At 70.9% G+C, this 11,960-nt stretch carries 12 protein-coding genes; 9 read left to right on the forward strand and 3 right to left on the reverse strand.

What is annotated here, in order from left to right; genetic code table 11:
* Positions 1-40: 40 nt before the first annotated feature.
* From ATK36_RS00880 to ATK36_RS00890, 3 genes are all read left to right on the forward strand, one after another.
* On the forward strand, positions 41-1,321 hold the full coding sequence (locus ATK36_RS00880) for a bifunctional 3,4-dihydroxy-2-butanone-4-phosphate synthase/GTP cyclohydrolase II (protein ID WP_211291799.1): 1,281 nt from the start codon (positions 41-43) through the stop codon (positions 1,319-1,321).
* A complete protein-coding gene (gene ribH / locus ATK36_RS00885; RefSeq protein ID WP_098509395.1) occupies positions 1,318-1,824 on the forward strand; it encodes a 6,7-dimethyl-8-ribityllumazine synthase in 507 nt (168 codons plus the stop codon). Before ATK36_RS00880 ends, ribH begins: the two co-directional genes overlap by 4 nt.
* Positions 1,825-1,886: 62 nt before the next feature.
* Positions 1,887-2,282 carry a PH domain-containing protein gene (locus tag ATK36_RS00890; protein ID WP_098510233.1) on the forward strand — a complete coding sequence of 132 codons (396 nt, stop codon included), beginning with the start codon at positions 1,887-1,889 and terminating at the stop codon, positions 2,280-2,282.
* Positions 2,283-2,294: 12 nt separating this feature from the next.
* Here ATK36_RS00890 and ATK36_RS00895 read toward each other — a convergent pair whose 3' ends face one another.
* Positions 2,295-3,074: an exodeoxyribonuclease III gene (locus ATK36_RS00895; RefSeq protein ID WP_098510234.1), complete on the reverse strand. Its 780-nt coding sequence runs from the start codon at positions 3,072-3,074 to the stop codon at positions 2,295-2,297.
* Between the two features lie 63 nt (positions 3,075-3,137).
* Positions 3,138-3,854: a S1 family peptidase gene (locus tag ATK36_RS00900; protein ID WP_098509396.1), complete on the reverse strand. Its 717-nt coding sequence runs from the start codon at positions 3,852-3,854 to the stop codon at positions 3,138-3,140.
* A gap of 252 nt (positions 3,855-4,106) precedes the next feature.
* Between ATK36_RS00900 and uvrC the strand changes: the two genes are divergently transcribed.
* Genes uvrC through whiA form a run of 4 tightly spaced genes read left to right on the forward strand, consistent with a single transcriptional unit; the run spans position 4,107 to position 8,984 of the window.
* Positions 4,107-6,095 (forward strand): excinuclease ABC subunit UvrC, encoded by a 1,989-nt coding sequence (uvrC, locus tag ATK36_RS00905; protein WP_098509397.1) that lies wholly within the window; start codon positions 4,107-4,109, stop codon positions 6,093-6,095.
* Between the two features lie 50 nt (positions 6,096-6,145).
* Complete coding sequence (gene rapZ, locus ATK36_RS00910) at positions 6,146-7,003, forward strand: RNase adapter RapZ (protein ID WP_098509398.1); 858 nt, start codon at positions 6,146-6,148, stop codon at positions 7,001-7,003.
* A gap of 1 nt (position 7,004) precedes the next feature.
* Positions 7,005-7,958 (forward strand): gluconeogenesis factor YvcK family protein, encoded by a 954-nt coding sequence (locus tag ATK36_RS00915; protein WP_098510235.1) that lies wholly within the window; start codon positions 7,005-7,007, stop codon positions 7,956-7,958.
* A 36-nt stretch (positions 7,959-7,994) separates the two neighbouring features.
* Positions 7,995-8,984: a DNA-binding protein WhiA gene (gene whiA, locus ATK36_RS00920; protein ID WP_098509399.1), complete on the forward strand. Its 990-nt coding sequence runs from the start codon at positions 7,995-7,997 to the stop codon at positions 8,982-8,984.
* A 186-nt stretch (positions 8,985-9,170) separates the two neighbouring features.
* Here the strand turns inward: whiA and ATK36_RS00925 are convergent, their stop codons facing one another.
* A complete protein-coding gene (locus ATK36_RS00925; protein WP_098509400.1) occupies positions 9,171-9,608 on the reverse strand; it encodes a PPOX class F420-dependent oxidoreductase in 438 nt (145 codons plus the stop codon).
* A 77-nt stretch (positions 9,609-9,685) separates the two neighbouring features.
* On the opposite strand from ATK36_RS00925, the gene ATK36_RS00930 reads away from it, so the two are divergent.
* Entirely contained in the window at positions 9,686-11,149 is a 1,464-nt protein-coding gene (locus ATK36_RS00930; protein WP_098509401.1) for a hypothetical protein, read from the forward strand.
* Positions 11,149-11,952 (forward strand): hypothetical protein, encoded by an 804-nt coding sequence (locus ATK36_RS00935; RefSeq protein WP_098509402.1) that lies wholly within the window; start codon positions 11,149-11,151, stop codon positions 11,950-11,952. The genes ATK36_RS00930 and ATK36_RS00935 overlap by 1 nt, the downstream gene beginning before the upstream one ends.
* The last annotated feature ends 8 nt before the right edge of the window (positions 11,953-11,960 follow it).

Genomic DNA, 11,960 nt, shown 5'->3' on the forward strand with positions numbered 1-11,960 from the left:
GGCAGCGGCCGAACCGAAGGCGGGCTGGACCCCGTGCGGGGTGGCAGGGGGGGTCGACGTGGACACCATCGAAGCGGCGATCGCGGACATCGCGGCCGGGCGCCCGGTCGTCGTCGTCGATGACGAGGACCGCGAGAACGAGGGCGATCTGATCTTCGCCGCCGAGATGGCGACGCCGGAGCTGCTGGCGTTCATGGTGCGCTACACCTCGGGGTACGTGTGCGTCGCGCTCACCGAGCAGGAGGCGGACCGGCTCGACCTGCCGCCGATGTACCACACCAACCAGGACCAGCGGGGCACCGCGTACAGCGTCACGGTCGACGCCGCGGACGGCATCACCACGGGCATCTCGGCCGCGGACCGCGCGCACACCACGCGCCTGCTCGCCGACCCCGAGGCGACCGCGAAGGACTTCCGCCGCCCCGGGCACGTGGTGCCGCTGCGTGCGAAAGAGGGCGGCGTGCTGCGCCGCCCCGGGCACACCGAGGCTTCCGTGGACCTCGCCCGGCTGGCCGGGCTGCACCCGGCCGGGGTGCTCTGCGAGATCGTGTCGCAGAAGGACGAGGGCGACATGGCCCGTCGCGACGAGCTGGAGGTGTTCGCGGCCGACCACGACCTCAAGATGATCACGATCGCCGATCTGATCGCCTACCGGCGGCGCACCGAGAAGCAGGTGGAGCGCGTCGCGGAGGCGCGGATCCCGTTGGCGGCGGGCACGTTTCGCGCGGTCGGCTACGACAGCCTGCTCGACGGCATCGAGCACGTCGCATTCGTGTACGGCGAAGTCGGCGACGGCGAGGACATCCTCGTACGCGTGCACTCGGAATGCCTGACCGGCGACGTGTTCGGCTCGCTTCGCTGCGACTGCGGCCCGCAGCTGGAGGCGGCGCTGCAGGCGGTGGCGGACGAGGGCCGCGGCGTCGTGCTGTACATCCGCGGGCACGAGGGCCGTGGCATCGGCCTGCTGCACAAGCTGCAGGCGTACCAGCTTCAGGACGACGGCGCGGACACCGTGGACGCGAACCTCGCCCTCGGCGTGCCCGCGGACGCGCGCGACTACGGCACCGGCGCGCAGATCCTCTGCGATCTGGGCGTGCGTTCGATGCGGCTGCTGACGAACAACCCGGCGAAGCGGGTCGGCCTGGAGGGTTACGGGCTGCGGGTCAGCGGACGCGTGCCGCTGCCGATCTCGCCCAACCCGGAGAACCTGCGGTACCTGCGTACCAAGCGGGATCGGATGGGGCACGACCTCGCGCAGCTGGAGCACTACGACCAGGTCGGCGCGACGAGGCCGGGAGCCGAAGAGGGGAACGAGCGATGAGCGGCGAGGGGCGGCCGGAGGCCGCGCTCGACCTGAGCGACTGCAAGGCGTTGCGGCTGGCCGTCGTGACCACCCGCTGGCACGCGAAGATCGCCGACGCGTTGCTGGAGCGTGCGCTGGCTGCGGCGAAGGAAGCGCAGCTGGAAGAAGAGCCCACGGTCGTCCGCGTCGCGGGCGCAGTAGAGCTGCCCGTGACGGCGCAGGCGCTGGCTCGCAACCACGACGCGGTCGTCGCCCTGGGCGTGGTGATCCGCGGGGGCACGCCGCATTTCGAGTACGTGTGCGACGCGGTGACAGCCGGGCTCACGCGGGTTGCGCTTGACGAAGGCACTCCGGTCGGCAACGGCGTGCTCACCTGTGACACCGAGCAGCAGGCGCTGGACCGCTCGGGCCTGCCCGGCTCGGCGGAGGACAAGGGATACGAGGCGACCGTGGCCGCCCTCGACACCGCGCACGTGCTGCGCGGACTGCGGCAGCCGTGGACCGAGCGGGGATTCGTGTGAGTACAACGGTGACCGAAACCGACAAGAGTGCCCTGGTGGTCCGCCCGCGCCGTGCCCTGATCATGTGCAGCACGCTGGCGGTCCTATTGCTCACCGCGTTCGTCGTGGTGGCCGTGCTGCTGCGCAGTTCGCACACCGGCGTCGTGTTCGAGGCGTCCGATCAGGTGGCGATGATCGGCATTGGCGTACTGCTGTCGTTCGGCACCATGCTCTTCGCGATGGCCCGCGTCCGCGCGGACGCCACGGGCATCGAGGTACGCAACGTACTGGCGAGGCGGCGCTTCGCGTGGGACGAGGTGCTGTCGGTCAGTTTTCCGGACGGCGCCTCGTGGGCGCGCCTGGAGCTGCCCGACGACGAGTACTTCTCGGTGATGGCCATCCAGGCGGTGGACCGTGAACGTGCCGTGCTCGCGGTGCGCGCGTTGCGTCGTCTGCACCGCTCGGCGACGGGTTCCTGACGCGCCGGTCGCTCAGAGCTCCAGATCCACGACGATCGGTGCGTGATCGGAAGGGCCTTTGCCTTTACGGGCCTCCCGATCCACGTACGCGTCGCGTACAGCGCCGGCGAAAGCGTTGTTCGCGTACACCAGGTCGATGCGCATTCCCCGGTTGTTGGGGAAGTTCCCCGCGCGGTAGTCCCAGTAGGTGAACGGGTGATCGTACTTGAGCGGCCGAGGGAAGACGTCCGACAGCCCCGCTTCGCGCAACGCCGTCAGCGCCGCGCGTTCCGGCTCGGTCACGTGCGTCGAGCCGGCGAACGCTTCGATGTCCCACACGTCGGCGTCGTCCGGTGCGACGTTGAAATCGCCCAGTACGGCGAACGGCCGGTCCGTCGACAGCTCAGTGCCGACGAGACCGTGCAACGCCGACAGCCACTCAAGTTTGTAGGCGTAGTGCGGATTTTCCGGCTCACGGCCGTTCGGCACGTACACCGACCACACCCGTACGCCGCCACATGTCGCGCCCACCGCGCGGGCTTGGGACTCACCGTCGAACTGCGGCTCGCCGGGTAACCCGCGTACGACGTCTGCGAGCCCCACCTTCGACACGATCGCCACACCGTTCCACCGTCCGAGCCCGTACGCGGCAACCTCGTACCCCAGCGCCCGCACCGGTTCGACAGGAAACGCTTCGGTGGTGTTCTTCAGCTCCTGCAGACACAGCACGTCCGGCGCGGTGTGCTCCAGCCAGTCGAGCACCCGGGGCAGCCGGGGCACGATCGAGTTCACATTCCACGTTGCGACGCGCATGCGGCCGAGCATCCCACACGCTGTGCCCCACCGGAGCTGGAGCGGGACGCCCGGCCGCAGTGGTCACACGCCCGCGGTGCTCTTGATCCACGAGCGGCTGTTCGCGACGCTCGCGTAGTTGTTGGTGCCGCGGGTGTTCGTGCCACTCTGGTTCTGCACAGTCGACGCGACGCCGACCTGTACGCCACCGGACAGCTCGGGACCGCCCGAGTCGCCCTTCCATGCCGCGCCGTCCACGCCCCGGCTCTGAATCGCGCGGCCGCCGTACGCGTCCGTGGACCGGCCGCTGACCTTGACGTTCGCGACCTTCAGCTCGGACGCCGGCGGGCCGGTCGGGGTCGTGCGGCCCCAGCCGTAGAGCTGGTCGGTGCTGCCGTTGGCCGGGTCGGCGTCGCCGAGCTTGACCGGCGTCGCGTCCGTCGGCTGCGCGAGGTGCAGCAACGCGATGTCGCCGCTGGGCGCGGACTCTTTGCGGTCCACGGCGATCTTCGTGCCGCCGAAGAGCGTGTTCGAGCCGACGCGCACGAACATGCCGCTGCCGTCCTCGTCGAGGCAGTGCAAAGCCGTCATCACCCAGTCCGCGGCGACGACCGTGCCAGAGCAGTTGAAGCCCTGGAAGTCGCGGTCGGGAGTGTTGACGTAGACCTGTGCGCCCCAGCTGACCGAAGGCGCGTTGCTGCCACCGATGATGTTCGTCTGTGCGACGCTCGCGGTGCCGCCGGCCAGCGTGCAGGCCACGGCGGCCGCGGTGACCGTGCCGAAAACCCGGATCTTTCTCAAAGCGGGATCCTTTCCCAGGGGGGACCGAATGGGAGGAATGCCGAATCTGCGTTCGGCTGAACGGACGGTAGGCAGCGCGGCACCCGGCCGGGAACCGACGAACGTCGCTTTTGCCCGCGATATCCGACTTCCGTCGGGTCGCGTAGTCCGTGAAGGGGCCCTTGACGGACTCTGGGGCTGTGAAGGGTCCCTTCACAGCTTTGGACGGGAGGCGGGCGGCAAACTGCCGGGGCCGGAACATAGGGTGGTGAGGTGGCTGATCCGACCACCTACCGACCGAAACCGGGGAGCATCCCGGACGCTCCCGGCGTGTACAAGTTCCGTGACGCCGGGAAGCGGGTCGTCTACGTCGGCAAGGCGAAGAGCCTGCGCAGCCGGTTGAACTCGTACTTCGCCGATCTGTCCGGGCTGCACCCGCGTACGCGGCAGATGGTCACCACCGCGGCGAGCGTCGAGTGGACCGTGGTCGCCACCGAGGTCGAAGCGCTCCAGCTGGAGTACAACTGGATCAAGGAGTTCGACCCGCGGTTCAACGTCCGTTACCGCGACGACAAGAGCTACCCGGTGCTCGCGGTGACCCTCGGCGAGGAGTTCCCGCGGCTGCACGTCTACCGCGGCGCGCGCAAGAAGGGCGTGCGCTACTTCGGCCCGTACTCGCACGCCTGGGCCATCCGCGAGACGCTCGACCTGCTGCTGCGGGTTTTCCCCGCGCGCACCTGCTCGGCCGGGGTGTTCCGCCGGCACGGCCAGATCGGCCGGCCCTGCCTGCTCGGCTACATCGAGAAGTGCTCGGCGCCGTGCGTGGGCCGGGTGTCCGCGGCCGAGCACCGCGCGATTGTCGAGGACTTCTGCGACTTCCTCGCCGGCCGTACCGAGGCGATGGTGAAGCGGCTGGAACGCGAGATGGCCGAGGCGTCCCAGGATCTGGAGTTCGAGCGCGCCGCGCGGCTGCGGGACGATCTGGGCGCGCTGCGCCGGGCGATGGAGAAGCAGGCCGTGGTGTTCGGCGACGGCACGGACGCCGATGTGGTCGCCTTCGCGCACGACGAGCTGGAGGCCGCCGTACAGGTCTTCCACGTCCGCGGCGGCCGCGTACGCGGGCAGCGCGGGTGGGTGATCGACAAGGCCGAGGAGATGGACGTTCCGGCGCTGGTCGACCACTTCCTCACCCAGTTCTACGGCGAGGAGTCCGACCGTGCGGGCCGGGACGAGCCGGACGCCGGTCCGGTGGTGCCGCGCGAGGTGCTCGTGCCGGAGCTGCCCGCGGACGCCGAGGCCGTCGCCGAATGGCTGAGCGGTCTGCGCGGATCGCGGGTACGGCTGCGGGTGGCGCAGCGCGGAGACAAGAAGGCGCTCGCGGAGACCGTGCAGCGCAACGCCGCGGAGGCGTTCACTCAGCACAAGCTGCGCCGCGCGGGCGATCTCACCGCGCGTTCGGCGGCGTTGCAGGAGCTGCAGGACTTCCTCGCGCTGGACAGTGCGCCGCTGCGTATCGAGTGCATCGACATCAGCCACATCCAGGGCAGCGACGTGGTGGCCTCCCTGGTGGTGTTCGAGGACGGCCTGCCGCGCAAGTCGGAGTATCGGAAGTTCGCGCTGCGCGAGGCCGCGGCCGAGGGTGACGTCGCGTCCATCGCCGAGGTCGTGCGGCGGCGTTTTCACCGCTACCTCAAGGAAACCGCGGCGGAGCCGGAGTCCGGAGACGAGGCGGGCGAGGCGGCCGAGCCGGTGCGCGCCGGAATCGACCCGGAGACCGGGCGGCCGCGCAAGTTCGCCTACCCGCCCAACCTGCTCGTGGTGGACGGCGCGGGCCCGCAGGCGACCGCGGCCGCGGATGTGCTGGCGGAGCTGGGCATCACCGACATCGCCGTGGCCGGGCTGGCCAAGCGGCTGGAAGAGGTGTGGCTGCCCGGTGACCCGGACCCGGTGATCCTGCCGCGCACCTCCGACGCGCTGTACCTGCTGCAGCGGCTGCGCGACGAGGCCCACCGGTTCGCCATCCGTTACCACCGCGAGAAGCGCGCGAAGCGCATGCAGACGTCCGAATTGGACAGTGTGCCCGGACTGGGGCAGGCTCGGCGCACCGCGCTGATCAAGCATTTCGGCTCGGTGAAGAAGGTCAAACAGGCCCGGGTGGAGGAGATCGAGGCGGTGCCCGGCTTCGGCAGGCGCACCGCGGAAGCCGTCGTGGCGGCCCTGACCGGGGAGTCCGGGACCGCCGCTGGGGAGCAGGGGCCGTGAATGGGGAAGGAACCAGAGTGAGTGCGCAAGAGGGCAACCGGAATTCCGGGATGGAGGTCGCCGTCGTGTCCGGCCTGTCCGGGGCGGGGCGGTCGACCGCGGCGAAGTGCCTGGAGGATCTGGGCTGGTTCGTCGTGGACAACCTGCCGCCGGAGCTGATCGCCACCATGGTCGAGCTGGGCGCGCAGGCGCGCGGCGCGATCACCAAGGTGGCCGTGGTGATGGACGTGCGGTCGCGGGCCTTCACCGACGATCTGGCCTCGGTGATCAAGGATCTGGACGCGCGCGGGTACAAGCCGCGGGTGCTGTTCCTGGAGGCCACGGACGCGGTGCTGGTGCGCCGGTTCGAGGCGGTCCGGCGCAGCCACCCGATGCAGGGCGACGGACGGCTCGCGGACGGCATCACCGCCGAGCGCACGCTGCTCTCGCCGCTGCGCGAGGAGGCCGACCTGGTGCTCGACACGTCCGCGCTGTCGGTGCACGACCTGCGGGCGAAGATCGAGGACGCGTTCGGCTCCGAGGCGAGCACGCAGACCCGCGTCACGGTATTGTCCTTCGGCTACAAGTATGGCCTGCCGATGGACTCCGACCTGGTGATGGACGTGCGGTTCCTGCCCAATCCGTTCTGGATCCCGGAGCTGCGCGAGCACACCGGGCTGGACACCGAGGTGCGCAACTACGTGCTCACCCAGGAGGGCGCGGAGGAGTTCCTGGACCGCTACCACCAGCTGCTGCGGCTGATCGGCGCCGGCTACAAGCGCGAGGGCAAGCGGTACCTGACGCTGGCGGTCGGCTGCACCGGCGGGAAGCACCGCAGCGTGGCGATCTCCGAGGAGCTCGCCCAGCGACTGTCCAAGGAGGACGGAATGGCCGTGAAGGTGGTGCACCGCGACCTTGGCCGTGAGTGAGGTGCGCGCGGTGGCACTCGGCGGGGGCCACGGGCTGCACGCGACGCTGACCGCGTTGCGCCGGGTGACCCGCGAGGTCACCGCGGTGGTCACGGTCGCCGACGACGGGGGTTCGTCCGGGCGGCTGCGCCGCGAGCTGGGCCTGGTGCCGCCGGGCGACCTGCGGCAGGCGTTCGCCGCGTTCGCCGCCGAGGACGGCGGGCGGCTGTGGGCGGAGGTGTTCCAGCACCGCTTCGGCGGCGATGGCGCGCTCGCCGGGCACGCGGTGGGCAATCTGCTGCTGGCCGGGCTGTTCGAGGTGCTCGGCGATCCGGTGGCCGCGCTCGACGAGGCGGCCCGGCTGATCGGCATCTCCGGCCGGGTGCTGCCGATGTCGCCGGAACCACTGGAGATCGAGGCCGAGGTGACCGGCCTGGACAGCCGGGATCCCGGCGCGGTCCGGCGGATCCGCGGCCAGGTCGCGGTGGCCAGCACCCCGGGCCAGGTGCGGCGGATCAGCCTGCACCCGCCCGCCGGTGCGGACCGTCCGCCGGCCGGCTGCCCGCAGGCGATCGACGCGGTGCTCGGCGCGGACGTGGTGTTCCTCGGCCCCGGGTCGTGGTTCACCAGCGTGCTGCCGCATCTGCTGGTGCCGGATCTGCACGACGCGCTCGTGCGCACCTCGGCGGCGAAGGTCGTGGTGCTCAATCTGATCCCCCAGCCGGGGGAAACCGCCGGATTCTCCCCGGAGCGGCATCTGGACGTACTCTTCGAGCACGCGCCCGCGCTGCGGGTGGACGCGGTGATCGCGGACCGCGATTCGGTGCCCGACCCGGCCGGACTGCATCGCGCGGCCGGGCGGCTGGGGGCGCGGGCCCTGCTGGGGGCGGTGGCCGACCCGATCGTGGCGGGACGGCATGATCCAGATGCGCTCGCCGGGTGCGTGCGGCAGGCGATCGGGGAACATCGTGGCTGACGGCGGGCGCGCAGCGGAAGGCAGAAGGGGCAGCAGATGGCGATGACCGCCGCGGTGAAGGACGAACTGAGCCGGCTGGAGATCACGAAGATGGGGCCACGCCGGGCGGAGGTCGCTTCGATGCTGCGCTTCGCCGGTGGGCTGCACATCGTGGCCGGCCGGGTGGTGGTGGAGGCGGAGCTGGACACCGGATCGGTGGCCCGGCGGCTGCGCAAGGAGATCCACGAGCTGTACGGGCACCATTCCGACGTGCACGTGATCACCGCGAGCGGCGGGCTGCGCAAGGGGACGCGGTACGTCGTGCGGGTGGTGAAGGACGGCGAGGGGCTGGCCCGGCAGACGGGCCTGATCGACCAGCGTGGCCGCCCGGTGCGCGGGCTGCCCGCGGCGGTGGTGTCCGGCGGGGTGGCCGACGCGGAGGCGGCGTGGCGGGGCGCGTTCCTCGCGCACGGCTCGCTCACCGAGCCGGGCCGGTCCTCCTCGCTGGAGGTGACCTGCCCGGGACCGGAGGCGGCGCTGGCGCTGGTCGGCGCGGCCCGGCGGATGGGCATCCAGGCGAAGTCCCGGGAGGTCCGCGGCGCGGACCGGGTGGTGGTCCGCGACGGCGACGCGATCGGCGCCCTGCTGACCCGCCTCGGCGCGCACACGAGCGTGCTGCAGTGGGAGGAACGGCGGATGCGCCGCGAAGTCCGCGCCACCGCGAACCGCCTGGCCAACTTCGACGACGCCAACCTCCGCCGCTCCGCGCGGGCCGCGGTGGCCGCCGCCGCCCGGGTCGAACGGGCGCTGGAGATCCTCGGCGACACCGCCCCGGATCACCTGCTGGCCGCGGGGCGGCTCCGGCTGTCCAACCGCCAGGCGTCCCTGGAGGAGCTGGGCCAGCTGTCCGATCCGCAGATGACGAAGGACGCGGTCGCCGGCCGGATCCGCCGTCTGCTCGCGATGGCGGACAAGCGGGCGAAGGAGCTGAACATCCCGGACACGGAATCCGCGGTGACCCCGGAGATGCTCGAAGAAGAGGGCTGATCCGGGCGTGGTGGCCGGAACTCGAGGCCGGTCGCGTAGTGGATGACCGAGCCGTGGTCGCCGACGACGAGATCGGGGCGATCCCCAGCGGCCTCGTCGCTCAGCGGCGAGCCGGTCATCGGGGAGGCGCTCCGGTCACCCGCTTTCCGTGGTCAGCCGCCCTACGTGGGCGGCTGACCCGGCGCCCTACCCGGCGATGCCCGCCCGGGCGATCACCTTCGTGATCTTCGCCCGGACGAGGGATTCCTCCGGGACCGCGTTGCGCTTGCCGAAGGCCTCCGCGTTCTCCTCGCCCATGTAGCGGGCACCGAGCCGGGTCGCCCAGGTCAGGACATCGTCGAGGTCGTGGTGCAGTTCAGCCTCGGCGGTGAACTGCACGTAGGAGTACGGCGGCCGCTGGTCGTCGACGGCGAGGCACAGGCGCGGGTCACGGCGCAGCACCTTGCCCTTGAGGGTGTCCGTACCGGTGGTGAAGATCAGCTCGTCGCCGTCGGGGGTCTCGTTGAGCAGGAACCAGATCGGGGTGACGATCGGCGCGCCGTCCGCGCGCACCAGGCCCAGCATGCCGGTCCGGGTACCGCTGCTCGCGAACGCCCACCACTGCTCGCGGCTCATTTCACGCATGCGGTCGACCTTAGAGGCTCACCCGCGCGTGCGCGCAGCGTGGCCGACTAGCCTGGCCTGCTGTGCGAGAAGACGAGATGACCGCCGCGGGCCTGGCCGACGAGGGGCTGACCCGCCGGCTGAAGGCGCTCGCCTGCACCGCGCCGCTGCACGACCTGGACACGCGCAAGCCCAAGCTCGACTGGGCGGACGCGACGATCTACCAGATGGCAGAGATCGCGCTGCACACGATCGACCAGGTCACCATCGCGATGGACTTCGACACCGGTGCCGGGCACGACGAGGTGATCGACCGGCTGCTGCCGTTCATCGCGGTGCAGGCCCCCTCGCGGATGCCCGAGGAGCACGTACGGGTGGCCAAGTGGGTGCTGGACAACCTGATCAACGTGGGCACCACCGACCGCGGTTTCCGGCGGGTCTACGGGTCGCTGGGTCCCGGCGGCTACCAGCGCCGGCAGTTCGACTTCAAGCTGCTGGTCGAGCTGGCCGCCCCGGACGGCGAGGTGTACCTGCGGGCCACCGACGAGGCGATCAACGTGCTCGTCGGCGCGCTGGACACCGACGTCGAGTCGGCGCAGATCGCGGCCGAGGTGAAGCTGGAGAACCTGATCAACCGTGGCCGCCTGGCGGACGCGAAGCTGGCGGCCGAGCAGGCGCGCTACCGCACTGTGCAGTACGGCGAGACGTTGCGTGCCAAGCTCGACGCCACCCGTCGCGACGTACGCGCGGTCGATTGGGAGCGTGAGGTGCCCGACCTGATCGAGTCGGCGCTCGGGCACATCGAGTCCCGGTTCCGCGCGGAGAACGCCATCCTGAAGAACATCACCACCGCGCGCGACGAGTCCGAGGACCCGGATCACAAGCGCCGCGCGGCCGAGCTGGTCGACATCGTCGCGGACTGCATCCGCCGGCACACCCGTCTGCAGTCGCGGCTCGCCGACGCCGGGGCGGTGTTTCGCGCGGAACAGGACCGTCAGCAGTTTTCCGGGCCACCACAGCGCGCGACGCTCGACCTGTTCGGCCAGCTGCTGATGCCCACGCTGGATCTGCCGCTCGCCGATGCAGTCGCGCCGGCGGAGCACTTTTTCCATGCCGTAGCCGGGATCGTCCCACCTGTGGTGCCGTCGCTGTCGTCGCTGGTCTCGTTGCTGCTGCGGCCGGCGCCGGAGCGGGATCAGCTGATCGGTGAGGTTCCCGAGCCGGAGTTGGTGCCCGCCGAAGTGAACGACCGCTTCGGTGACGACGTGTGGCGGCAGGCCGACGAGCTGCTGGACCTGCCGGACGTGCCGCGCCGCCTGTCCGGTCTGCTGGAGGACGCACGGCGCAGTGGACAACCCGGGTTGCCGTCTCTGGTCGCGCTGCGTGCGTTGCACGCCTACAGTCCCGAGGTCGGCGCCGCGCGCCGGCAGGGGGAGCGCCACGTGCTGCTCGCGGTCGACGACGGCGCTGTGCTGGACGACCCGGACTTCGGTGGCGCCGATCTGCTGCTGTACACCGCTCAAGTCGACCGTGCGGACGACGAAACCGAGGAGGTCGCCTGATGGCCGTGATGCACACGAGCGTCGACGCCGAAGCCGCCGCGCGGCTCGTTGCGTTCGGCATGCGCCCGAAGCAGCTGCCTGCCCGCGACGTCGTGTACGGCGAGCTGGTACGCCGCTATGGCGAGGACAACGCGTTCAAAGCGCTGACGCACGCTGTCGCGGCCGGGCTGGGGCTCATGGTGCTCGAAGTGACGCATCAGGCCGGGTGTGTGCTGGCGGCCACCGACGAATCCATCTTCGAGATCAAGATGGACAGCTACGCGCGGCAGTCGAAGATCCGTGAACGGCGTGAGACCGAGAAGGTGCTGCACGGCCTGATTCATCTGGCTGCCGCGGCGCTCGGGTATCCGCGTCCGGACGACTTGGCCAACGACACCTACATCGGCCGGGTCAGTGTGGAGCAGGTCGACGCGATGGTGCGCGAAGCCGCGCGCGTGCTCGATGAGCGCGCGCACGATGCCGAAGCGAACAACGATCCGTTGGCGGACGCACCGGAGCTGGAGCAGGCATGGCGTGCGTACGCCCGCCGCCCGGCCGCTGCGGCCACAAAGGACGGCCGGATGGCTGCGGACACCACCCGTGGCATGGTGGCGCGCGCGTTGCGTTTCCTTGCCGATCAAGGGTTTCTGGTACAGGTCAGTGACGAGCAGGGCGGCACTTACCGCACCACACCGCGGTATCAGGTCCAGGTGCGCGAGCTGGCCGCCGACGCGGCGTTCGACGATCTGCTCGCGCTCGACGTCGTGACGGTCGCGGGCGCCGGGGGCACGTTGCGCGCGACCGCTTCGGACATGTTGCAGTAAGAGGGGGA

This window comes from Amycolatopsis sulphurea (genome assembly GCF_002564045.1).
In the GTDB taxonomy this organism is placed as follows: Bacteria; Actinomycetota; Actinomycetes; order Mycobacteriales; family Pseudonocardiaceae; genus Amycolatopsis; species Amycolatopsis sulphurea.